Source organism: Acidovorax soli, from assembly GCF_014207955.1.
Classification (GTDB): domain Bacteria; phylum Pseudomonadota; class Gammaproteobacteria; order Burkholderiales; family Burkholderiaceae_C; genus Acidovorax; species Acidovorax soli_A.
The window spans coordinates 89,117-110,998 of sequence record NZ_JACHLK010000001.1; the positions used below are offsets into that span (position 1 = coordinate 89,117).

Consider the following 21,882-nt stretch of genomic DNA (forward strand, 5'->3'; position numbering starts at 1 on the left):
TGGCTGCGGCCGCCGTATGGCGCAAGCGTGCGCCGCGGTTTACCCTCGCCCGGTTGATACAACCTGATACGCCGGGTGATGCCTGCGGGAGCACAAGCCATGAAACTGGACGACATACGCCTTTCCCCCAAGCTGTGGGGATCCATCGTGGGCCTGCTGGGTGCCATGCTGCTGGTGTCCCTCTGGGCCCAGGCCCGGACCGACAGCGTCGTGGGCGAGGCCATGGCCTCGCTGCAGTCCTACGACCAGCGCATCACCCTGGCCCTGCAATGGAAGGGCGCGACCGAAACCACGGGCGAGCGCGTGCTGGCCAGCAATTCCACCCCCGATGCGGACCTGACCACGCTGTTCGATGGCCGCGTCAAGGCCGGCGTGACCGGCATCTCGGCCATCCAGGCCAAGGTGGTGGAACTGGCCACCAGCCCCGCCGACAAAGCGGCCCTGGAGCGGGTGGCGGCCGAACGCACCAAGATCCTCGCCCTGAACAAGCAGGCCCGCGAGATCAAGCAGGGCGGCGATGCCGCCGCCTTCAAGACCTTCGTGGAGCGCCAGTACCTGGCGGCCATCGGCAGCTATGTGGACTCGCTCGAGGCCTTCGTGCAGCTGCAGCAGTCGCAGCGCGACGCCGCCAAGCAGGAAGCCGGCGCCGCCCTGGGCCGCGCACGGGTGCTGGCCTGGGCCATCCAGGGCCTGGTGTTCGTGCTCGGCCTGGTGCTGTCCTTCCTGCTGGTGCGCTCCATCAGCCGGCCGCTGGACCGCGCGGTGGAACTGGCCGACGCGATTGCCGGCGGCGACCTCACGGTGCAGGCCAAGGACGACCGGCAGGATGAATTCGGCCATCTGCTGCGCACGGTCTCGCAGATGGCCGAGCGCCTGCGCGCGCTCGTGTCCGAGGTGCGCACCGGTGTGGATTCGATGTCCAACGCCTCGGTGGAAATCGCCACCGGCAACCACGATCTGTCGTCGCGCACCGAGCAGACGGCCGCCAACCTGGAGGAAACCGCCGCCAGCATGGAGGAGCTGACCGCCACCGTGACCCAGTCGGCCGATACCGCGCGCCAGGCCAACCAGCTGGCCAGCACGGCCGCCCAGGCCGCCGGCCGCGGCGGCGAGGTGGTGGCCCAGGTGGTCGACAGCATGCAGACCATCACCAACAGCTCGCGCAAGATCGCCGACATCATCGGGGTGATCGATTCCATCGCCTTCCAGACCAACATCCTGGCGCTCAACGCCGCGGTGGAAGCCGCGCGCGCCGGTGAGCAGGGCCGCGGCTTTGCCGTCGTGGCCAGCGAGGTGCGCAGCCTGGCCCAGCGCAGCGCCGAAGCGGCCAAGGAAATCAAGGGCCTGATCACGGCCTCGGTGGAATCGGTGGAGACCGGCTCCGGACAGGTCACCCAGGCCGGCCAGGCCATGGACGAGATCGTCAGCAGCGTGCGCCGCGTCTCGGACCTGATTGGCGAGATCACGGCCTCCTCGTCCGAGCAGCGCGACGGCATTGCCCAGGTGAACGTGGCCGTGACCCAGCTCGACCAGATGACGCAGCAGAACGCCGCCCTGGTCGAGGAATCCGCCGCGGCCGCCTCGTCGCTGCGCGACCAGGCCCAGCGCCTGGCCGAGGTGGTGTCGGTGTTCAACGTGGGCTACCAGCAGCCCGCAGCGGCACCAGCGCCCCGCCGTGCCCCCGTGGCGGCGCCACGCCCGGTCGCGGCGCCTGCGCCCAAGGTCGCAGCCCCCACGGCTGCCGCCCGCAAGCTGCAGGCCCCCAAGGCGACTACGGCACCCGCACCCGCCAAGGCATCCACGCCAGCCCCAACGCCCAAGGCCGCAGCCAAGGGCTCGGACGACGACTGGGAATCGTTCTGAGCGGAAAGCCCCCGTTGGGCCACCCGCTCCCATGGGCCGTCACCCCGAGGACGGCCCGCCTGCATGCTCCCTGGCCCAGCGCGCCCGCCAGGCCGCGACCCAATCGAGCACCTGGTCGGCGGGCATGGGCCGCGCAATGAAGTAACCCTGGGCCAGGTCGCAGCCCGATTTCTGCAGGAAATCCCAGTCCTCGGCGTCTTCCACGCCCTCGGCCACCACCTCCATGCCCAGCTCCTTGGCCAGGCCCAGGCTGGCAAAGAAAATGGCGCGCAAGGTTTCGTTGTGGTGGGCGCCATGCACGAAACCCTGGTCGATCTTGAGTTCGTCGAAAGGCACATCGCGCAGCTGTGCCAAGGATGAGTGGCCGGTGCCGAAATCGTCGATGGAGAGCTTGAACCGGCGCAGGCGCAGGCGCGTCAGGATCTCCAGCGGCGCCCGCAGATCCTTCATCAATTGGCTTTCCGTCACCTCCAGGACGATGGACTGGGGCTTGACCTCGGCCGCAGCGGCCACGGCGGTGATCCGCTCGGGGAATTCCAGGGCATGCAGGTTGTCCATGGACACATTCACGGCCACCTTGAGCGCCAGGCCCTCGCGCGCCCAGGTGGTGCTGTCGCGCAACGCCTGGGCCAACACCACCTGGGTGAGCGCATCGATCAATCCATGGGCTTCGGCCAAGCCGATGAACTGGTCCGGGTACACCAGGCCGTCTTCCGGGTGGCGCCAGCGCACCAGGGTTTCCACGCCCACCACCGCGCCGGTCGAGACCGATACCTTGGGCTGGTAGTGGTTGACCAGCTCACCCGCCTGGATGGCCTGTGCCAGCCGCTCCACGCCATAGCCCTTGCCGTGCAGGTGCTGGGCGCGCCGTGCCGCAGGCACCCACCGCTCCACCAGCTGGAACAGCGCCTGCGGCGGCACGGGCTTTTGCAGGCTGCCCAGCACTTCGATGTGGTGGGCCTGCACCAGCCGGCGGGCCGAGTGCAGGGTGCGCTCATCCTCGCCGCTGACCAGGATCAGGCTGCCGGTGTAACCGTGCTCGACCAGCTTGCGCACGAACTCCACGCCATCCATGCCGGGCATGTTGAGGTCGCACAGGATGAGCTGCGGCGCCAGCGCGGCATCGTCCACCCGGTCGAGCGCCGCCTGGCCGTTGTCGCAGGTATCGACCCGGGTGAAGCCCAGGTTGGCCAGTTGCCGGGCCAGGAGCATGAGCATGAAGGGCTCGTCGTCGAGCACCAGGATGCGGATGTCCGATCGGGCGCTCATGGCGTACTGTCCCCCAGGTCGCCGGACAGGATCTCGGCCAGATGCTGGTCGACGGTGGCCATCTCCAGCTTGAAATGCTGGAAGGCCAGCGACAGCGCGTCGATCTGCCCCGCCGCGCCCACCTGCTCCATGTCGGCGCACAAGTCCCCCAGCGCCATGGCGCCCACCGACCGCGCTGCGGACTTGAGCTTGTGCACCGCCGCCACGGTCCTGGCCGCGCTGCCGGCACAGTAGGCCTGCTCCACTTCCTGGGCAATGCGTGCGGCACTGCTGCGAAAGGCCTGCAGAAACTCGCGCACGACCTGCGGGTCCTCCCCCACCAGGCTGCGCAGGACCTCCACGTCGACCGGGCCGGCGGGCAGGTGCAGCAGGCCGGGACTGCGCTCCCCCGGGGCCGGCGTGGCCGGCGAGGGCTTGGGCAACCAGCGCTCGAGCAGGTCCTGCAGGTCCGACAGGGGGGCAGGCTTGCTCATGTAGTCGTCCATGCCGGCATCCTTGCAGCGCTGCGCCTCTGTCTTGAGGGCATTGGCGGTCAGCGCCAGGATGCGCACGGGCGGATCGACCGCTTCGGCGGCGTGGATGCGCGCGTTCGCGCGTTCCTGCTCCTCGGCGCGGATTACCGAGGCCAGTTGGTAGCCGTCCATGCCGGGCATGTGCAGATCGGTCACGATCAGCGCATAGTCACCGCTGCGCCAGCGTATGAGGGCCTGCAGGCCGTCGCTGGTCAGATCGGCGGTCAGGCCCAGCAGCGACAGCTGCTGCATGATGACCTTCTGGTTGATTTCATTGTCTTCCACCACCAGTATCAGCCGGCGCTGGCGGCGTGCCTCTTCGCGCGACAGCGCCAGGGGCGCCGGGGCATGGCGCGCTGGCGCCAGCGCGCTCTGCTCGTCCTGGCAGGGCACACGCCCCGCCGCCATGGCCACGGCACGCAACAGCGCAGCACGCGTCAGCACATTGCCATCCACGGAGATGCGGTCCGCATCGAACTGCGGTGGGTAGCGGTGGGGGCCATGGCCGATGACCACGAAGTGCTGGGTCAGCCCCGGGTTGGAACGCGCGATGGCGCGCAGGCGATCAAGCGATGCGGGGCTGTCGGCCTCGGTGTTGACCACCCAGACCCAGGGCCCGGGCGCCAGGCTGGGTGCCAGCCGCCCGGCCGCCTCCAGGCTCGCCACATGCCGTGTGTGCGCGCCCGCATTCGCCAGGTAGGTCACCAGGTCTCCAGACAGCGTCTTGCCGTTGCCGATGATGAGGCAGGACAGGCCGGCCACCAGGGAGGGGGGTGGGGCGGCCCCGTCTTGCGCGCCTGCAGTACCGTCCTGTGCGCCTGCAGCGCGCGCAAAGGGCAGGCGCAGCGTGAAGGTGGACCCCGCACCGGGCGCGCTGACCACGGCGATGCTGCCCCCCATGCGCTGCGCCAGGTTGCCGGAAATGGCCAGCCCCAGCCCGGTGCCGCCAAAACGCCGCGTGGTGGACACATCCGCCTGCGTGAAGGCCGTGAACAGCGTCGCCAGTGTGGCCTCGCCCATGCCGATGCCGTTGTCGATGACCTGGAATTCCAGGGTAACGCTCTGAGCGCCTTGCTCCACCAACACGGCGCGCACCGCCACGCGGCCGGTGGTCTTTCCGCCCGCGGAGAACTTGATCGCGTTGTTCACCAGGTTGATCAGTATCTGGCGCAGGCGCAAGGCGTCCCCGAGCACCAGGCCGGGGATTTCGGGGTCGGTGAACAGGCTCAGTTCGACGCCCTGCTTCTCGGCCAGGCGGTTGAGCATCACGCACACCTTCTCGACCACCTCTCCCACAGCCATGGGCTCGCTTTCCACGTCCATGTGGCCGGCCTCGATCTTGGAGAAATCCAGGATGTCCTCGATGATGCTCAGCAGCGAGAACGCGGACTCGCGGATCAGGTCCACCATCGCCACCTGCGGGCTTTTCAGGCTGGAGCACGCCAGCACGTCGATCATGCCGATGACGCCGTTCATGGGGGTGCGGATTTCATGGCTCATCGCGGCCAGGAAGTTGGACTTGGCCTGGGCCGCCGCGTCGGCCTCGTTGCGCGCCACTTCGAGCTCTGCGCTGCGCTGGCGTTCGCGCGCATGGGCCGTGGCCAGCTCGCCATAGAGGCGGCTGCTCTCCAGCAGCAGCACGATGAGTACAAAAGACGAGGCCAGCAGCCCGTACACCCGCCCGCCATAGAAGCCCAGGTCAAAGCGCGCCCCGTTGAGCACCGAGGACAGGGCGATGTCCAGCAGCCAGGCCACGAGGGTCACCATCAGCCACAGGTCCAGCACGCTGTGCGCCTTTCTCCACAGGGCCAGCAAGGCCACCAGCGACAGGATCCAGGTGCACACGGCCACCAGGAGCTTGCCCGAGTCGTCCTGGTTGCCGCGCATCAGTACGGGCAAAGCGTCATGGCCGGCGGTGCTCAGCAACACCAGCGCCAACGCCAGCGCCAGGGTGCACAGGATGGCCCCTACGATGCTGCGGCGCACCGAACCCTTCGCCGGTGCATGGGCACCCGCGCGCAGGCCCGACCGACCCTTCCAATGGACATAGGCGAGAACAAACAGCGGAAAGCCGCCATGCCACAGGAAATACAGCCATGCCGTGGTTTGCGGACCAGCGCCCAGGGCGCCACCGGGTGCAAACAGCCCGGGGAAGCTCAGCCCGTGCGCCACCGCCATGCAGGCGCAGAACAGGTAGCCCGCCCCCAGCACCAGCAATGCACGGGAGCGCAGAAAGCTGTACTGCCCGAACAACAGCACGGTGGTGATCAGGTCGCTGGTGACCAGGGCGGTCTGGTAGATGGGGATGAAGGCGCCCACCTGCGGCAAGGCCACGCGCGCAAAGGGCGCAATGGCCAGGAAGATCAGCAGGGAAGCAAAAATCGCGGCAACGGCCACGCGCCGCTGGCGTGTGTCTGCATCCAGCGTGGACAGAAAGGCCGATCCGCTGTCAGAAGGCGAACCCAGAGAATGCTCCATGGCCAACGCAGCCTCCCTCTGCAATCGCTACCGGCGCCGCAGGTGCCTCTGAAGCGGGCATTGGCGGACGCCGGGCAGATTCGTCCAATGGACCCGAACCAGCTTAGTCCAAGTGCCCTGCAGGAGCAAGGAAAATGCTGCCGGGCCGGTCCGGGGAAGGGCGTTAGCCCATTTCACGCACCACGTTCATCGCCTCTTCCACGCGCTCCACGGCGTGGATGGTGAGGCCTTCGATGGGCTTCTTGGGCGCATTCGCCTTGGGCACCACGGCCACGCTGAAGCCGAGCTTGGCGGCCTCTTTGAGCCGCTCCTGACCACGCGGCGCGGGCCGCACCTCGCCGGCCAGGCCCACCTCGCCAAACGCCAGAAAACCGCGCGGCAGCGCCTTGCCGCGCAGGCTGGAGGTGATGGACAGCATCACCGCCAGGTCGGCCGCAGGCTCGCTGATGCGCACGCCGCCCACGGCGTTCACGAACACGTCCTGGTCCATGCAGGCCACGCCCGCATGGCGGTGCAGCACGGCCAGCAGCATGGCCAGGCGGTCCTTGTCCAGGCCCACGGACAGGCGCCGCGGGCTCGGGCCACCGCTGTCCACCAGGGCCTGGATCTCCACCAGCATGGGGCGCGTGCCTTCGAGCGTGACCATGACGCAGCTGCCCGGCACGGGCTCGCTGTGCTGGCTCAAGAAGATCGCGCTGGGGTTGCTCACGCCCTTGAGGCCCTTTTCCGTCATGGCGAACACGCCGATCTCGTTGACGGCACCGAAGCGGTTCTTGATGGCACGCACCATGCGGAACTGGCTGTGCGTGTCGCCCTCGAAGTACAGCACCGTGTCCACCATGTGCTCGAGCACGCGTGGGCCGGCCAGCGCCCCCTCCTTGGTGACATGGCCCACCAGCACGATGGCCACGCCCGTGGACTTGGCCGCGCGTGTGAGGTGGGCCGCGCATTCGCGCACCTGGGCCACGGAGCCGGGGGCCGAGGTGAGCTGGTCGGAGTACACGGTCTGGATGGAGTCGATCACCGCCACGGCGGGCTGGGTGGATTCGATGGTGGCGAGGATCTTTTCGAGCTGGATCTCGGCCAGCACGTTGACCTGACTGTGGTCCAGCCCCAGCCGGCGCGAGCGCAGCGCCACCTGGGAGCCGCTCTCCTCGCCCGTCACGTACAGCGTGGGCAGGCCCATGCGCTGCAGGGCATCGAGCGCCTGCAGCAGCAGGGTGGATTTGCCGATGCCCGGGTCACCCCCGATCAGCACCACACCGCCTTCGACAATGCCCCCGCCCAGCACGCGATCGAGCTCATCGATGCCACTGGCCGTGCGCTCCACGTCGCTGGCCTCGATGGCCGACAGCGGCATCACCGCCTGGGCCTGGGCCAGGCCCGCATGCTGCGGCGTGCTGTAGCGGTTCTTGCCCGGCCCGGCCTCGGCCACCTGCTCGATCAGCGAGTTCCAGGCGCCGCAGGACGGGCACTTGCCCAGCCAGCGCGGGCTGGTGCCGCCGCATTCGGTGCAGGTGAAAACGGTCTTGTCCTTGGCCATGGTGTCGGGTGTCGTGAAGCGGGTGGGTGACTATAGCGGCCGGCAAATGCCCTGTGCACCGGTGCGTGGCCGCAGGCTCCCGTACGATGTCGCCCTGGCACACGACGGACCGACGGACACGCACGCATGCACACCCCCACCAACACCTTCAAGCAGGCCATGGCCGAGGGCCGTACCCAGCTCGGCCTGTGGCTGGGCCTGGCCGATGCCTACAGCACCGAGATCCTGGCCGGCACGGGCTACGACTGGCTGCTGCTCGACGGCGAGCACGCGCCCAACGACCTGCGCTCGCAGCTGCACCTGCTGCAGGCCGTGGCCAGCGCCACCAGCGCACTGCCCGCTGGGGCGCAGCCGCCCCACCCCATTGCGCGCGTGCCCGTGGGCGACACGGCGCTGATCAAGCAGTACCTGGACATCGGCGCCACCACCCTCCTCGTACCCATGGTGGATACGGCCGAGCAGGCGCGCGGGCTGGTGCGCGCCACGCGCTATGCGCCCGAAGGCGTGCGCGGCATGGGCAGCGCACTGGCGCGTTCGTCGCGCTGGCAGGCCTACCCCAACTATGTGCACGAGGCCAATGCCCAGATCTGCCTGCTGGTGCAGGCCGAGACGGTGCAGGCGATGGAGAACCTTGATGCCATCGCCGCGGTGCCCGGCGTCGACGGCGTGTTCATCGGCCCGGCGGACCTGTCGGCTTCGATGGGCCACCCGGGCAACCCCGGCCACCCCGATGTGCAGGCCGCCATCCACGAGGGCATTGCGCGCATCCTGCGCGCGGGCAAGGCGCCCGGCATCCTCGCCACCAACGAGGTCCAGGCGCGCCAGTGGCTGGCGGCGGGCGCACGCTTTGTGGCCGTGGGCATCGACACCATGCTGCTGGCCAGTGCAGCCCGGCAGCTGCTGGCGCGCTTTCGCCCGGACGGGGCTGCGCAGGCACGCCCCAACGGCTATTGAATCAACCGACAACGACAGCAAGAGACAACGACGATGAAAGCATGTATCTACGGTGCCGGCGCCATTGGCGGCTGGATTGGCCTGGCCCTGGCCCAGGCAGGCTGCGAGGTGAGCCTGGTGGCGCGCGGCGCCACGCTCGCGGCGCTGCAATCCGACGGCTTGCGCCTGCGCCGCCCGGACGGCAGTGTCACCAGCGCCCCCGTGCGCGCCAGCGACAGCCCTGCCGCCCTGGGCGTGCAGGACCTGGTGGTCATCGCAGTGAAGGCGCCTGGCCTGCCCGAGGTCGCACGCGCCATGGCACCACTGATCGGCCCGCAGACGGTGGTGCTGACCGCCATGAACGGCGTGCCCTGGTGGTTTCTCGATGGCTGCGGCGGCGCGGCCCGGGGCCGCACGCTGGAGTCGGTGGACCCGGGTGGTGCCATTGCGCGCGCCATTCCCGCGCGCCAGGTGCTGGGCAGCGTGGTGCATGCCAGTTGCTCGGTGGAGGCGCCGGGCTTCGTCAAGCAGCATTTCGGCAACCGCCTGATCGTGGGCGAGCCCGATGGCAGCGCCAGCGCGCGGCTGCAAGCGCTGGCCGAGGTGCTGCAACGCGGCGGCATCGAGGTGGAAGTCTCCACGAACATCCAGAAGGACATCTGGTTCAAGCTCTGGGGCAACCTCACGGTGAACCCGATCAGCGCGCTCACGGGCGCCACCACCGACCGCATCCTCGATGACGAGCTGGTGCGCGGCTTTGTCTCGGCCGTGATGCTGGAGGCCAAGGCCATAGGCGCCCAGCTCGGCCTGCCCATCGACCAGCAACCCGAAGACCGCCATGCCGTGACGCGCAAGCTCGGCGCCTTCAAGACCTCGATGCTGCAGGACGTGGAGGCCGGCAAACCCGTGGAGATCGACGCTCTGGTGGGCGCCGTCCACGAGCTTGGGCAGATCACCAACACACCGACCCCGCACACGGGCGCACTGCTCGGCCTCGCCCGCCTGATGGCCCGCACCCGCGGTTTGTACTGACTTTCCACTTCACCACGCAACCATGCTCAAGCTCTACTCCGCCCCCGGCACCTGCTCCCTGGCCGCGAACATCGCCCTGCACGAGGCCGATGCGGGCCATGAACTCGTGACCCTGGACTTCGCCAACCAGCAGCAGCGCAGCCCCGAGTACCTGGCCATCAACCCCAAGGGCCGCGTTCCCACGCTGGTGACCGAACATGGCGTGCTGTCGGAGACACCCGCGCTGCTGCTCTACATTGCGCAGCGTTTCCCGGCCGCGAAGCTCGCACCGCTGGACGACCCCTTCGCCCTGGCCCGCATGCAGGAGTTCAACAGCTACCTGGCCTCCACCGTGCACGTGAACCACGCCCATGGCCGGCGTGCCGCGCGCTGGGCCGATGATGCGGCCGCCATTGCCGACATGCAGCGCAAGGTGCCGCAGACCATGACCGAAAGCTTCACGCTCATCGAGAACCACTACCTGCAAGGCCCCTGGGTGCTGGGCGAAGACTATTCGGTGGCGGACGCCTACCTGTTCACCATTGCCTCGTGGCTCAAGTCGGATGGTGTGGACATTGCCGCCTTCCCCAAGGTGGCCGGCCACACGGCCCGCATGCGCACCCGCCCGGCGGTGCAACGCGCGCTGGGCTGAGCCCCATCGCCCAAAGAAAAAAGCCCCCGCAGCCTGCACCGGCTGCGGGGGGCTTTTTTTTGAGTGGAACCGGGGTTCAGTTCACCTTCAAGATGCGCCAGTCGACGCGGTTGTCGGCGCGGTGCACGATGTCCACCTTCTGCGTGGCGGCCCAGGGGATGATCTGGTTGTACAGCGGAATGTGCGAGATCAGCTCGTGGTCGGCGATCAAGGCTTTTTCGATCAGGCCGTTGCGCGTGGCGGTGTCGGTCTCTTTCTTGATGCGCTCGATCAGCGCATCCTGCTGCGGGTTGGAGAAGCGGCCCAGGTTGAAGTTGCCGTCGCCGCCGGCGCCGCTGGAACGGACCAGCGACTGCAGCGAGTAGTAGGCGTCGAAGGTCGGCACGCCCCAGCCCAGCAGGTAGATGCTGGCCTCGTTGCGCTGGATCATCGGGAAGTAGGTGGCAAACGGCAGCGAGCGCAGCTTGGCCTTGACGCCGACCTTGGCCCACTGCGCGGTGATGGCCTGGCACAGTTGCTCATCATTGATGTAGCGGCCTGCGCTGCAGGCGAAGTCCACCTCGAAGCCCTGCGGGTAGCCGGCCTCGGCCAGCAGCTTCTGCGCTGCAGCGGTGTCATAGGGGTAGCGCACATCGGCCTTGGGCGTCCAGCCGTTGATCTGGCGCGCGATGATGGTGCCCGAGGGCTGGGCCAGGCCGCGCAGCACCACGCGCTGGATGGCGTTGATGTCGATGGCCTGGTAGAGCGCCTTGCGCACGCGCACGTCCTTGAGCGGGTTCTTGCCCTTGACGTCGGAGCCTGGCAGCTCGTCGCGGAACTGGTCCAGGCCCAGGAAGATGGAGCGGTTCTCGGCACCGTCGAGCACCTTGAGGTTCGGCGTCTGGCGCACGCGCGGCAGGTCCTGCAGGCCCGGGTCGAGCACGAAGTCGAGCTCGCCCGAGAGCAGCGCAGCCGTGCGCGTGGCGTCGGACTTGATGGGCGTGTAGACGATCTGCGTCACGTTGCCGCCGTACTTGCCCTTGCCCCACCAGGTGGGGTTGGCCTTGAGCACCAGGCGCTGGTCGGGCGTCCACGACTCGAGCACGAAGGGACCGGTGCCCAGCGCGTTGCGGTGCGAGAAGGGCTCGTCCTTGGTCTTGATGTCCTTGGGCGTGACAGCATTGTTCTTCTCGGCCCAGGCCTTGCTCAGGATGCGCAGCTCGGTGAGCTGGTTCACGAGCACCGGGTTGGGTACGTCGGAGAAGATGTCGATGGTGTGGGCGTCGACCTTTTCCACGCGGTCGATGCCCTGGGTGTAGACCGCGAAGTTGGAGGTCTTGGCCTTGGCGCGCTCGAGCGAGAACTTGGCATCGTCGGCCGTGAAGTCGCTGCCGTCGCTGAACTTCACGCCCTTGCGCAGGGTCAGGCGCAGCTGCGTGGGGCTCACGCGCTTCCACTCGGTGGCCAGTGAGGGCTCGGGCTTGAAGGTCTTGCTGTTGTACTCGACCAGGGTGTCGTACACGGCCGCGTGCAGGGTGTTGTTGACGCCCACGTTCTGGGCGTGGATGTCCCAGGAGGACAGGTCGGTGGAGCGCGACCAGCGGAAGGTATTGGCGTGGCTTGCCAGGGGCAGCGCGCCGGCCAGTGCGGCCGCCAGCAGCAGGGATTGGAATCGCATGGAAAAAACAGTGCTTGTGCAAAAAGTCGTTGTGCACTGCACTATGGACCGCGCGGCCCGGGGTGCGAACGAATTTCTCGTTGTAACCTTATGCGCCGCGCCCCCAGGGCGTCTGCCGCCCCCTCAATGCAGCAGCAACCCCACGGCCAGTGCGACCATCATGGCCGCCACCACGCCATCGAGCACCCGCCAGGCGTGCGGCGACGCGAACAGCGGCGCCAGCCAGCGCGCGCCCCAGCCCAGCGCAGAGAACCACAACAGGCTCGCCAAACTGGCTCCGGCCGCAAAGCCCATGCGCAGCGAGGGTGGGTAGGGGCTGGCGATGGCGCCGAGCAGCAGCACGGTGTCCAGGTACACATGGGGGTTGAGCCAGGTGAAGGCCATGGCGGTGAGCACCACGGGCTGCCAGCCGGCCGCTGTCGCGCCATCGGACCCGACCTGCATCGCCGCAGGCTTGTAGGCCCGCAGCAGGGCACGCGCCGCATAGGCCAGCAAAAAGGCCGCGCCCAGCCAGCGTGCGGCCACCAGCAAGGCGGGGTGGGCCTGCACGGCCGAGCCCAGGCCCCAGACACCGGCCTGCACCAAGATGGCATCGGACAGCGCGCACACCACCACCACGGGCAGCACATGCTCGCGCCGCAGGCCCTGGCGCAGCACGAAGGCGTTCTGCGCACCGATGGCGATGATGAGGATGGCGGTCGAGGAAAAGCCGTTGGCAAAAGCCGAAGAGAGATTCATGGCCGCGATGGTGCCCGTCGCGCAGCGGAAAGAGAAGCTATACTTTTTTTCTACCCGTAAGCAGTTCTGAATGCACCTCGACACCGCGCAACTGGCGGCCCTGGCCGCCGTGCTGGAAACCGGCAGCTTCGAGCGCGCCGCCGTGGCGCTGCACGTGACGCGGTCGGCCGTGTCCCAGCGCGTCAAGCTGCTGGAGGAGCGCGTGGGCCAGGTGCTGGTGCGCCGCGCCGCGCCCTGCACGCCGACCGAGGCCGGCCAGGCCCTGCTGCGCCACGCACAGCAGATGGCCCTGAGCGAAGCCGATGCCTTGCGCAGCATTGCCGGCAGCGGCGCGGGGCTGGCGCCCGTGCGGCTGGCGCTGGGGGTGAATGCCGATTCGCTGGCCAGCTGGTTCATTGACGCCATGGCCCAGGCTGCGGAACCAACCCCGGGCGCGGCCCCGCCCATCACCTTCGACATCCATGTCGAGGACCAGGACCATTCATCCGAGCTGCTGCGCCAGGGCCGGGTGATGGCCGCCGTCACGGCCGATCCGCAGCCCGTGCAGGGCTGCCAGGTGGTGCGCCTGGGCACCATGCGCTACCGGGCGCTGGCCAGCCCGGCCTTCATGCAGCGCCACTTTGCCCACGGGGTGACGGGCACTGCACTGGCCCAGGCGCCGGTGCTGGTCTTCAACCGCAAGGATGCGCTGCAGGAGCGCTTCATGCGCCGCATCGCGCGGCGCGAACTGGCACCGCCCGTGCACTGGCTGCCTTCATCGCAGGGCTTTGTGGCCGCATCGCTGGCCGGGCTGGGCTGGGGCATGAGCCCCGACCAGCTGGCGCGCGAGGCCATCGATGCCGGCCACCTGGTGGAGCTGGTGCCCGGCAAGCCGGTGGACGTGGCCTTGTACTGGCAGTTCTGGCGGCTGAATGTGCAGGCACTGCAGCGCATGACGCAGGCGGTGCAGCAGGCCGCCAAGGCAGCGCTGCTGCCCTGATCGATCAGGCAGGGAGATCTTCGTGGTGGTCGGCCACGCCTTTTTTCCAGTAGGCCGCGATGCGCATGCGCTTGGGGCTCACGCCCGGCTTGGCCAGCACCACCTTGCGCAGGGCCGCCATGTCGGCATGCTCGCCGGCCGCCCAGATATAGCCATCACCCTCGGGGATCGCCAGCGCCTCGGCCGCCTCTGGCAGCGAGCTCACCCACTGCAGATCGAGCCTGGCGGCACTGGCCAAGGCCCGCTGATCGGCCGGGTTGCGCACCTGGATGCGCACGGTGGCGCTTGCCTCGGCCGGCAGTTCGGCCAGGCGCCGCGCGATGGCGGGCACCGCCGTCTCGTCGCCCAGCAGCCAGTGCCACGCGAAGGCGGTGGGCACTACCATGCTGCCACGCGGGCCGGCAATGCCCACCCAGTGGCCCACCTGGGCGGCAGCGGCCCAGTCGGAGGCGGGCCCGGCATCGTGCAGCGCCACTTCGATGTCCAACTCGCCCTTGGTGGCGTCGTAGTGCGCGGGCGTGTAGTCGCGCAGCACGGGGCGCGGCTCGGGCATCACCGGGCGGCCATCCTGCATCGACGGCAGGCTGGCGCGCTCCTGGCCCGGGTGCGGCAGGATGAGCTTCAGGTGGTCGTCGAAGCCTGCGCTCACGAAGTCGGCCATGTCGGGCCCGCCCAAGGTGAGGCGCACAAAGCCGGGGCTGACTTCGGTGCGGCGCAGCACCTGGGCTTGGCGTGCCTTCAAGGCATGGCGAACGCGGGTGATGGCCAAGGAATCGGCAGGCGCAGCGGTGACAAGGGTTTCGGTGTCCATAAGTTACAATGTTGTTGATTCAATCAACCAAATCATCCGCCAACAAGTTGACTTTGTCAACCGGTTGGCTTTGCCATGCACCGCAACCGCCCCCCCGCCGATGTCTTTGAAGCGATGCACGACCTGATGCACGTGTACCGCGCGCACATGGTGCGGGCCATGGCCGCCATCCACCCCGACCTGACCATGAACGAGGTGCGTGCACTGGGTTTCGTCGGCCGCCACCCGGGGGCCACGCAGAAGGACCTGGTGCGCCACAGCGGCGCCGACAAGGCCCAGGTGGCGCGCATGGTGGCGCTGCTGGCCGAGCGCGGCTGGATCACCAGCCACCCCAACCCCGACGACGGCCGCAGCCGCATCCTGGCCCTGAGCCCCGAGGGCCAGGCCCTGCAGGAGACAGTGCGCAGCCTGCGCCAGACGCTGTCGGCCCGGTTGCTGGCCGGCTGCGATGCGGGCACCCAGGCGCAGCTGCTGGCACTGCTGGAGCAACTGCGCGGGGAGCTGGATGCCCTGCCAGCGTGCGACCGGCGCGGCTGACCACGGCACAGGCGTCCCCGGTGCACCCGGGCCCTGCGCGCACTGCTGGAGCACCCAGGGCGGCCGCAGCTTCAGCGCCACAATCGCACCAAGCGGTAAAACTTTACGTGCAGTCGTTAAAATTTGCGTGTAACTTCTGGTTTTTGCGGCACGGCGCCGCTGGCAGAGCCTGCCTGGTTGGGCGGCAAGAAAGGTGTGGCAAGTGGGAGCGTCCATGGCGAAGCAGCAGCCAGCCCTCGCGTTGCGTCCTGCAACCGAGCACGACGCAGCGTTCCTGAACGCCGTGTACCGCTCGGTGCGCGAGCCTGAGCTCCAAGCCATCGGCTGGCCGGACGCCCAGATCGACGCCTTCTGCGCCATGCAGCACCGCTTTCGCACGGCCGGTTACGGCCAGTACCTGCCCCCTGTGGAAACCCGCTTGGTGTTGAGCGACGACCAACCCGTCGGCATGCTGGCCGTTTGCCGCAATGCGGAACGCTGGGTGCTGGTCAACATCGAGCTTCTGCCTGCCGCCCGCGGCCAGGGCATTGGGGCCGAACTGATCACCCGGCTCCAGCAGGAGGCCCAGGCGGCTGGCGTGGGCCTGCGGCTGCAAGCCGCCAGCGCGAACCCCGTGGTGCACCTGTACGAGCGCTGCGGCTTTGCGAGTGTGGCCGACGACGGCATGGTGCGGCAGATGGAATGGCCGCATGGCAAGCCACGGCGGGCTTCCGCAAGGAAGTCCGGCAACCGTGGCACGAATGAACTACAGACAGTGGACTGATTGAACCAGGAACAACGACCCATGGAATTCGAAGACACCGCGCCCTTGGCCCCAGAGGCCCCGGAATCCGAAAGCCGCCGCCGGTTTGTCGCCGGCGCCGGGGCGGTGGCGGTTGCCGCTGCCCTGGGCGCCCCAAGCCTTGCCGGTGCAGCCCCATCCTCGCCGCTGGGAGCGGGCCGCAGCACGCTGCGGGTCGGCATGCTGTTGCCCCAGGGGCGTGCCTACCCCCTGCTTGGTGCGCAGCTGATGGCCGGCGCCCAGGCTTTTGCGCAGCAGCAGACCGCTGGCCCGCGATTGCACTTCACGCCGGTCGCCTATGGAAGCCACTCCAGCCAGGCGCAACGTGCCGCACAGGAGCTGCTGGCGACCGGGCAAGTGGACGTGCTGGCCGGTTTTGTCGACGCCGGCGCGCAGGCCGCCCCCTGGGAGCCTCTGCTGGAGCGCTACCAGGTGCCCCTGCTCGTGGGCGATACCGGCGCCAATGCGCTCAGTCCCCAGGCGCGCTCACCCTGGGTGGTGCACAACAGCCTGGCTTACTGGCAAGCCGCCTGGGCCACGGGCCGCTGGGCTGCCAAGGCGCTCGGCCCGCGCGCCATTGTGGCCGTGGGCCCGGCAGACAGCGGTTTTGACCACCTGCCTGCTTTCGAGCGCGGTTTGGCTTCCGCCGGTGGCCGGGTGCAGAACACGGTGTTCACACGCGCAGCCGATGGGGCCAGCCAGTTGGAAGAGCTGGCGTTGCTGGTGCGCCAGACACGGCCCGATTTCGTCTTCGCGCTGGATTCCGGCGCACGGGCGGATGCATTCCAACAGTTCTGGGCGGGCTCGGACGCGGCCCGCCATGTCCCCCTGGTGGCTGGCGGCATGCTCGGGGAAACCATGGCTGCTGCTGCCCTGCAGCAGCCTGCTCAGGGTCCGCTCATCTGGGCCACCCGCCCCTGGCAACCCCGTTTGAGCGATACCGCCTTGGCATCCGCGCTGGGCACACGCAGCCCCACGCCCTTCCATGTGCTGGGGCACGAGATGGCCCAGCGCCTGCACGCCGCCGCCCTGTCGCGCCCCCGTGGACTGCAACTGGCCCAGGCCATGGAAGCCGCCGTGCTGCAGACGCCGCGTGGCGAGGTGCGCCTGGATACGGCCTCCGGTGAAACCGTGGTTTCAGCCTATCTGCATGGCCTGCACCTGGGTCAGACCGGTTCCGCTGTGGCACTGCCGTCCGTGCATGCTGGCAGTTGCCAGGGCCTGTGTGAAATTCTGGGGAGCCGCATCGCCGGGACCTACCTGGCGACCTGACGGCACGAGCGACCACAACAGAAAGATATTGACGATGTCAGAAGCTTATCTTGGCGAAATCCGCATATTCGGCGGAAACTTCGCGCCCCGGGACTGGATGTTCTGCAACGGCCAAATTTTGTCCATTGCACAAAACACTGCTCTCTTTTCTCTGCTGGGCACCACCTATGGAGGCAATGGAACAACCACCTTCGCGCTGCCCGATCTGCGGGGACGGGCACCGGTGCACCAGGGCCAGGGCCCCGGGCTGAGTTCGTACACCATGGGGGAAGTCTCGGGGTCGGAGGACGTGACCCTGACCACCCAGCAGATGCCACAACACAGCCATGGTTTGATGCATGGGGGGATCGGCACCCAGGCCTCTCCTCAAAATGGCCTGCTGGGCACCACGTCTGCCCGTGATTTTCGCTACACCAGCGCTGCTGCCACGACGAATCTTGCGGCCGATACGCTGACGACATCCGGCGGTAGCCAACCGCACGAAAACCGTTCGCCCTATCTGGCCGTCGGTTACATCATTTGCGTGGGCGGGATCTTCCCGTCGCGCAACTGAAAGGGGACATTCCATGGATCCATTCGTTGGAGAAATCCGCATCTTCGGCTGCAACTTCGCACCGCGTGGCTGGGCGAAGTGCGAGGGCCAGATCATCGCCATTCAGCAGAACACCGCCTTGTTTTCGCTGTTGGGAACCACCTATGGGGGCAACGGACAGACCACCTTTGCGCTGCCCAATCTCCAGGGGAGAGCCCCTATCGGGTTCGGCCAGGGGCCAGGCCTGTCCATCTACAACCAGGGTCAGGATGGCGGCGTTGAGAGCGTGACGCTCCTGGCAACGCAGATGCCGGTACACACGCATGGTGTGAACGCTGTGACAGCGGCCGGCAACTTGAACACACCCGCTGCAGGCACAGGCGGGCTGGCGCCATCGAGCATTCGCTCGGACCTTTACGAACCCGGTGCCTTGAACACCAACATGGCAGCTACGGCTGTCACATCGGCGGGCGGAACTCAGGCCCACGACAACATGCCGCCCTACCTGGCCCTGAATTTCTGCATCGCCCTTGAGGGGATCTACCCCTCCCGCAACTGAGCGATTGCCGCCCCCTGATCGGAACCCCCATGACGACCCCATTTCTCGGCGAAATCACACTGTGTGCCTTCCCCTTTGCGCCCAGAGGCTGGGCCTTCTGCAGTGGACAGATGCTCCCCATCTCACAGAACACCGCCCTTTTTTCTCTGCTGGGAACCACCTATGGGGGCAACGGACAGACCACCTTTGCGCTGCCTGATCTGCGGGGGCGGCGCCCCATGGGCATGGGGACCTCCACCCTGGGCAGTTCCTACCAGCAGGGCCAGCAAGCGGGGGTGGAAACCGTCACCCTGACCCTGGCACAGATACCTTCGCACACCCACGCCCTGAACGCCGTCAGTGGGGTCGGTACCAGTAGCTCCCCGCAGAACGCCCATCTGGCTGCATCGGCGGTGGATTCCCCCTACACCGATGCCACCGCTGCTGGAATCAATACACAGCTGCTGGCGCCCGCCGGCGGAACACAGCCTCACAACAATTTACCGCCATTCCTGGTGATGAACTTCGTGATCGCACTGCAGGGCGTCTTCCCGTCCCGCAACTGATCCACACAAGAACCCACAAGGCGCGCTGGCGCTGCAAGGCCTGCGGGCCGACCGAGGAGTCGATTTCATGCAACGAAGGATCCCAACCCTGAAGCCGATCTGGTGGTCCGGCCTGGGCATGCTGGTTCTGGCCTTGAGCGCCGCAGGCCAGGCGCAGGCTGCCGCCGCCACAGTGACGGTGGATGCACTGGGGGACGGCTCTACAGGCTGCACGCTGCGCAAGGCTATTGCGAACACCAACGCGGGCGGCAATGTCTCGGCAGGCTGCGCTGCAGCGGACGCCACCGGCCCCAACACCATTGTGTTTGCGAGCGCGTTGTCAGGCCAGACCATCGTGCTGAGCACCGGCCCCCTGGTCATCCAGAAATCCGTCACTATCACCGGCAACGGAGCGACCGCCACCAGCATTTCCGGCGGCAATGCCGTCCGCGTGCTGGACATCGTGCCGCCGAGCGGCAACGTGACCCTCACGCTGAGCGGGCTCACCGTGCAAAACGGCAAAGCGCTGGCCAGCAGCGGCATGAGCAATGCAGGTGGATTGTTCATCCCAGCAGGTTCCACCGCCAGCCTGAGCAACTGCGCCTTCCGCAGCAACTCTGCGGAATCCAGCGGCGGTGCCATCGAAAACCGTGGTGCGCTGACCATCAATTCCTGCATTTTCAATGGCAACACGGCTGCTGGTGAAGGCGGCGCGATCCGCAACATCGGCACGATGACGGTGGACGGCTCCATCTTCAACAGCAACACAGCCGACCGCGGTGGCGCGGTGTGGGTCAACCGCACGGCAGCGACCACCATCAACCTGACCAATTCCCAGTTCGGAGCCAACACCGGCGGCAACATCGGCGGTACAGTGGTCCTGGATACGGCCGTGATGAATGCCACCGGCAGCAGCGCCACCCTGGCCACTACGGGAAGCGTATCGAACACGAGCGCCTACCCCGAAGGACCGCCGAGCATGGTGGTCAATCCCACAACGCCCGTCACACTGGGCAGCCCTGCCATCCTGTCGGTGACGGTCACAGGCAATCCTGCGCCCACGGCCCAGGTGAGTCTGCGGTCCGGCGTGGATGCCATTGCCGCTTGCTCCAACCTGACCCTGACCAATGGCACGGCCAGTTGCAGCCCGATCGATCTGGTTGTGGGGGTGCACACCATCACGGCCCAGTACCCCGGCGACAGCAACTACCTGGCCGGTACCTCCGCCGGCAGAGCCCAGGTGGTCAATGGGTCCACGAATACCAATACAACCTCGATCACGGTGACCGGCCCGCAAAACGCCGAAGTATGGGTGGACGGTGCCAACCAGGGCACCATCACGGCCACCGGCAAGTTGGCCGTCCTGCTGAACACGCCCGCGCCGGATGGTGACAAGACCTTCGTCGTCGAAACCAAGACCGCAGGCGGAGGCAGCACGCTGGTCAGCGCCACGCTCACGATCACCCGCGACGGCACGCTGCCGGTGTTCTCCGGCATCCAGCCGGCCGACAATGGCTTCCTGGGCAGCAGCAGCACCATCGACTACATGCTGAGCGAAGAGGTGGTGGCTGGCGCCACCATCATGCTCACGCGCACCGGCGGCGCTGCCGACCCGACAACGCACACCTGCACGCTGCAGGGCACGGCACTGAATGCGGGTACGCACCAGATCGCCTATGCCGCCAATGCCAATGGCTGCACCACGGCACTGAACCTGGTCAGCAACGCCATCTACACGATTGCTTTCAGCGGCACGGACAAGGCGGGCAACGTCTCAGCGGCCACCCAGGTCACAGGGGTCACCTATGACACCACGGCCCCAACGGCCAGCCTGACATTGCCCGCTTCTGTCACGGCCGCCAACCGGACGGTCACCGTGGCGGCCGGGGCCTTCAGCGGCAGCGATGCAGGATCCGGCATCGCCGCTGCGGGCTACTGCCTGCATGAAAACAATGCGTCGGCCGGTTGCGCCTGGGGTGCCGTGCCCACGAGCTACCAGTTCGCATCGGATGGCAGCTACACGCTGCACGGCTTTGTCAAGGACAACGCAGGCAATATCTCTGCTGCCGCCACGGCCAGCGTGCTGGTGGATTCCGTTGCGCCGACGCCTCCCACACTGGCCGCAAGGCCCTCTTTTGCCATCGGCAACTCCACGCAGCTGATCGTCCAGAACGTCGAGGATGGACTCCAGGTGTGGGTCAACAACGTCTACACCAACCAGAACATCTCCGGCGGCACGGCCACCATCACGCTCGACACCAGTGGCATCGCCAATGGACAGCAGGCGACCTTCCGCATCACCCTGCGCGATGCAGCGGGCAATGAAAGCACTCTTGTGCAGGATCTGGTGTTGACACGCGATACCGATGTCCCCGTGTTCAGTGCCCTGACGCCCGCCAACAACAGTGCCATCAAGCTCGGCAGCACGCTGGGCTTCACACTCAGCAAGGCCGTGGTCAGCGCCAGCATCACGGCAACCCGCACCGGCGGCACCGCCGACAATGCATCGCCCCGCACCTGCACGCTGCAGGGCACCGCCCGTGATGCCGGGGCCCATGTGGTGGCGCTGACCGCCGATGCCAATGGCTGCGCGGCCCCGCTGGGCCTGGTCGACGGTGCGGTCTACACCTTCGCGTTCGACGCGACCGATGCGGCCACCAACGCCGCCGTGACGGCTTCCATCACCGGCGTGACCTACGACATCAGCGCTCCATCGGCCCCGGTGGTGACCAACCCGGCCAACAACGCGTCGGCAGAAGGCAGTTCGGTGGTCATCACCGGCACGGCAGAAGCCGGCAGCCGGGTGGAGGTGTACGAAGGCGCCACGCTGCTGGGCAACGCCACGGCCACGGGTGGCAGCTTCTCGGTCACCGTCGCTGGCCTGAGCTTCGCGCTGCACAACTTCACGCTCAAGGCGATCGATGCCGCGGGCAACGAGAGTGGCACCACGGCCCTGGCCTACACGGCCCAGGTGCCCAGCAGTGGTGGCGGATCGCCCCCGCCCGCGGTGATCACCCAGGGCACTGCAACCGTGACGCCGGGCACCCCGGTCACCATTGGCGGCAGCGTGCAGGTCACGGCGTCCCCGGGCAGCACGATCACGCTCAACCCGCAGTCGGGCGGCTCCACCATCACCCTGCCCCCGACGAGCAGCGGCGGGACTCCGGCGCCCGTGACCCTGGTGATCGGTGGCCAGACCTTCAGCATCCAGCCCCAGCCCAACACCGCCAC

17 protein-coding genes and 1 pseudogene are annotated in these 21,882 nt (G+C 67.7%); 12 read left to right on the forward strand and 6 right to left on the reverse strand.

All coding sequences use genetic code 11. The annotated features are described in order from the left end of the window. Positions 1-99: 99 nt before the first annotated feature. A complete protein-coding gene (locus HNP48_RS00445; protein ID WP_184854886.1) occupies positions 100-1,863 on the forward strand; it encodes a methyl-accepting chemotaxis protein in 1,764 nt (587 codons plus the stop codon). A gap of 39 nt (positions 1,864-1,902) precedes the next feature. Here HNP48_RS00445 and HNP48_RS00450 read toward each other — a convergent pair whose 3' ends face one another. The 3 genes from HNP48_RS00450 to radA all read right to left on the reverse strand — a co-directional run bounded on the left by HNP48_RS00450 (position 1,903) and on the right by radA (position 7,665). Then, complete coding sequence (locus HNP48_RS00450; RefSeq protein WP_184854887.1) at positions 1,903-3,132, reverse strand: EAL domain-containing protein; 1,230 nt, start codon at positions 3,130-3,132, stop codon at positions 1,903-1,905. Next, positions 3,129-6,122: an MASE4 domain-containing protein gene (locus HNP48_RS00455; RefSeq protein ID WP_260420040.1), complete on the reverse strand. Its 2,994-nt coding sequence runs from the start codon at positions 6,120-6,122 to the stop codon at positions 3,129-3,131. The genes HNP48_RS00450 and HNP48_RS00455 overlap by 4 nt, the downstream gene beginning before the upstream one ends. Positions 6,123-6,285: 163 nt before the next feature. Continuing rightward, positions 6,286-7,665: a DNA repair protein RadA gene (gene radA, locus HNP48_RS00460; RefSeq protein ID WP_184854889.1), complete on the reverse strand. Its 1,380-nt coding sequence runs from the start codon at positions 7,663-7,665 to the stop codon at positions 6,286-6,288. Positions 7,666-7,791: 126 nt separating this feature from the next. Here radA and HNP48_RS00465 point away from each other — a divergent pair, with 126 nt between their 5' ends. The 3 genes from HNP48_RS00465 to HNP48_RS00475 are packed head-to-tail and all read left to right on the forward strand — an operon-like array spanning position 7,792 to position 10,261. Beyond that, positions 7,792-8,619: an aldolase/citrate lyase family protein gene (locus HNP48_RS00465; RefSeq protein ID WP_184854890.1), complete on the forward strand. Its 828-nt coding sequence runs from the start codon at positions 7,792-7,794 to the stop codon at positions 8,617-8,619. 33 nt (positions 8,620-8,652) lie between these two features. Continuing rightward, entirely contained in the window at positions 8,653-9,630 is a 978-nt protein-coding gene (locus HNP48_RS00470; RefSeq protein ID WP_184854891.1) for a 2-dehydropantoate 2-reductase, read from the forward strand. Positions 9,631-9,652: 22 nt separating this feature from the next. Then, the gene (locus tag HNP48_RS00475) at positions 9,653-10,261 is read left to right on the forward strand and encodes a glutathione S-transferase family protein (protein WP_184854892.1); all 609 of its coding nucleotides are present in this window, start codon (positions 9,653-9,655) and stop codon (positions 10,259-10,261) included. Positions 10,262-10,337: 76 nt separating this feature from the next. Here HNP48_RS00475 and HNP48_RS00480 read toward each other — a convergent pair whose 3' ends face one another. Together HNP48_RS00480 and HNP48_RS00485 are read right to left on the reverse strand one after the other, a co-directional pair. Next, positions 10,338-11,918 carry an ABC transporter substrate-binding protein gene (locus HNP48_RS00480; RefSeq protein ID WP_184854893.1) on the reverse strand — a complete coding sequence of 527 codons (1,581 nt, stop codon included), beginning with the start codon at positions 11,916-11,918 and terminating at the stop codon, positions 10,338-10,340. Between the two features lie 123 nt (positions 11,919-12,041). Next, a complete protein-coding gene (locus HNP48_RS00485; protein ID WP_184854894.1) occupies positions 12,042-12,656 on the reverse strand; it encodes a LysE/ArgO family amino acid transporter in 615 nt (204 codons plus the stop codon). A gap of 70 nt (positions 12,657-12,726) precedes the next feature. On the opposite strand from HNP48_RS00485, the gene HNP48_RS00490 reads away from it, so the two are divergent. Further along, complete coding sequence (locus HNP48_RS00490; RefSeq protein ID WP_184854895.1) at positions 12,727-13,635, forward strand: LysR family transcriptional regulator ArgP; 909 nt, start codon at positions 12,727-12,729, stop codon at positions 13,633-13,635. 4 nt (positions 13,636-13,639) lie between these two features. On the opposite strand, the gene HNP48_RS00495 is transcribed toward HNP48_RS00490, so the two are convergent. Next, positions 13,640-14,446, reverse strand: a complete 807-nt coding sequence (locus HNP48_RS00495) for a siderophore-interacting protein (protein WP_184854896.1) — start codon at positions 14,444-14,446, stop codon at positions 13,640-13,642. Between the two features lie 75 nt (positions 14,447-14,521). Between HNP48_RS00495 and HNP48_RS00500 the strand changes: the two genes are divergently transcribed. The 7 genes and pseudogenes from HNP48_RS00500 to HNP48_RS35765 form a co-directional block, all read left to right on the forward strand. After that, on the forward strand, positions 14,522-14,983 hold the full coding sequence (locus HNP48_RS00500) for a MarR family winged helix-turn-helix transcriptional regulator (RefSeq protein WP_184854897.1): 462 nt from the start codon (positions 14,522-14,524) through the stop codon (positions 14,981-14,983). Positions 14,984-15,197: 214 nt separating this feature from the next. After that, positions 15,198-15,746: a GNAT family N-acetyltransferase gene (locus HNP48_RS00505; RefSeq protein ID WP_184854898.1), complete on the forward strand. Its 549-nt coding sequence runs from the start codon at positions 15,198-15,200 to the stop codon at positions 15,744-15,746. A 21-nt stretch (positions 15,747-15,767) separates the two neighbouring features. Continuing rightward, positions 15,768-17,036, forward strand: a complete 1,269-nt coding sequence (locus HNP48_RS00510; protein ID WP_184854899.1) for an ABC transporter substrate-binding protein — start codon at positions 15,768-15,770, stop codon at positions 17,034-17,036. 34 nt (positions 17,037-17,070) lie between these two features. Next, entirely contained in the window at positions 17,071-17,589 is a 519-nt protein-coding gene (locus HNP48_RS00515) for a phage tail protein (protein WP_184854900.1), read from the forward strand. Between the two features lie 13 nt (positions 17,590-17,602). After that, the gene (locus HNP48_RS00520) at positions 17,603-18,127 is read left to right on the forward strand and encodes a phage tail protein (protein ID WP_184854901.1); all 525 of its coding nucleotides are present in this window, start codon (positions 17,603-17,605) and stop codon (positions 18,125-18,127) included. Positions 18,128-18,156: 29 nt separating this feature from the next. Continuing rightward, positions 18,157-18,672: a phage tail protein gene (locus HNP48_RS00525; RefSeq protein ID WP_184854902.1), complete on the forward strand. Its 516-nt coding sequence runs from the start codon at positions 18,157-18,159 to the stop codon at positions 18,670-18,672. Positions 18,673-19,192: 520 nt separating this feature from the next. Continuing rightward, positions 19,193-21,598: pseudogene (locus HNP48_RS35765) on the forward strand (Ig-like domain repeat protein); the annotation flags it as partial. Between the last annotated feature and the right edge of the window lie 284 nt (positions 21,599-21,882).

What these genes read in the sequence shown, in the direction of transcription:
- HNP48_RS00445 (WP_184854886.1), top strand. Translation starts at nt 100, where the DNA reads ATGAAACTGGACGACATACGCCTTTCCCCCAAGCTGTGGGGATCCATC.
- HNP48_RS00450 (WP_184854887.1), bottom strand. Translation starts at nt 3,132, where the DNA reads ATGAGCGCCCGATCGGACATCCGCATCCTGGTGCTCGACGACGAGCCC.
- HNP48_RS00455 (WP_260420040.1), bottom strand. Translation starts at nt 6,122, where the DNA reads ATGGAGCATTCTCTGGGTTCGCCTTCTGACAGCGGATCGGCCTTTCTG.
- radA (WP_184854889.1), bottom strand. Translation starts at nt 7,665, where the DNA reads ATGGCCAAGGACAAGACCGTTTTCACCTGCACCGAATGCGGCGGCACC.
- HNP48_RS00465 (WP_184854890.1), top strand. Translation starts at nt 7,792, where the DNA reads ATGCACACCCCCACCAACACCTTCAAGCAGGCCATGGCCGAGGGCCGT.
- HNP48_RS00470 (WP_184854891.1), top strand. Translation starts at nt 8,653, where the DNA reads ATGAAAGCATGTATCTACGGTGCCGGCGCCATTGGCGGCTGGATTGGC.
- HNP48_RS00475 (WP_184854892.1), top strand. Translation starts at nt 9,653, where the DNA reads ATGCTCAAGCTCTACTCCGCCCCCGGCACCTGCTCCCTGGCCGCGAAC.
- HNP48_RS00480 (WP_184854893.1), bottom strand. Translation starts at nt 11,918, where the DNA reads ATGCGATTCCAATCCCTGCTGCTGGCGGCCGCACTGGCCGGCGCGCTG.
- HNP48_RS00485 (WP_184854894.1), bottom strand. Translation starts at nt 12,656, where the DNA reads ATGAATCTCTCTTCGGCTTTTGCCAACGGCTTTTCCTCGACCGCCATC.
- HNP48_RS00490 (WP_184854895.1), top strand. Translation starts at nt 12,727, where the DNA reads ATGCACCTCGACACCGCGCAACTGGCGGCCCTGGCCGCCGTGCTGGAA.
- HNP48_RS00495 (WP_184854896.1), bottom strand. Translation starts at nt 14,446, where the DNA reads ATGGACACCGAAACCCTTGTCACCGCTGCGCCTGCCGATTCCTTGGCC.
- HNP48_RS00500 (WP_184854897.1), top strand. Translation starts at nt 14,522, where the DNA reads ATGCACCGCAACCGCCCCCCCGCCGATGTCTTTGAAGCGATGCACGAC.
- HNP48_RS00505 (WP_184854898.1), top strand. Translation starts at nt 15,198, where the DNA reads ATGGCGAAGCAGCAGCCAGCCCTCGCGTTGCGTCCTGCAACCGAGCAC.
- HNP48_RS00510 (WP_184854899.1), top strand. Translation starts at nt 15,768, where the DNA reads ATGGAATTCGAAGACACCGCGCCCTTGGCCCCAGAGGCCCCGGAATCC.
- HNP48_RS00515 (WP_184854900.1), top strand. Translation starts at nt 17,071, where the DNA reads ATGTCAGAAGCTTATCTTGGCGAAATCCGCATATTCGGCGGAAACTTC.
- HNP48_RS00520 (WP_184854901.1), top strand. Translation starts at nt 17,603, where the DNA reads ATGGATCCATTCGTTGGAGAAATCCGCATCTTCGGCTGCAACTTCGCA.
- HNP48_RS00525 (WP_184854902.1), top strand. Translation starts at nt 18,157, where the DNA reads ATGACGACCCCATTTCTCGGCGAAATCACACTGTGTGCCTTCCCCTTT.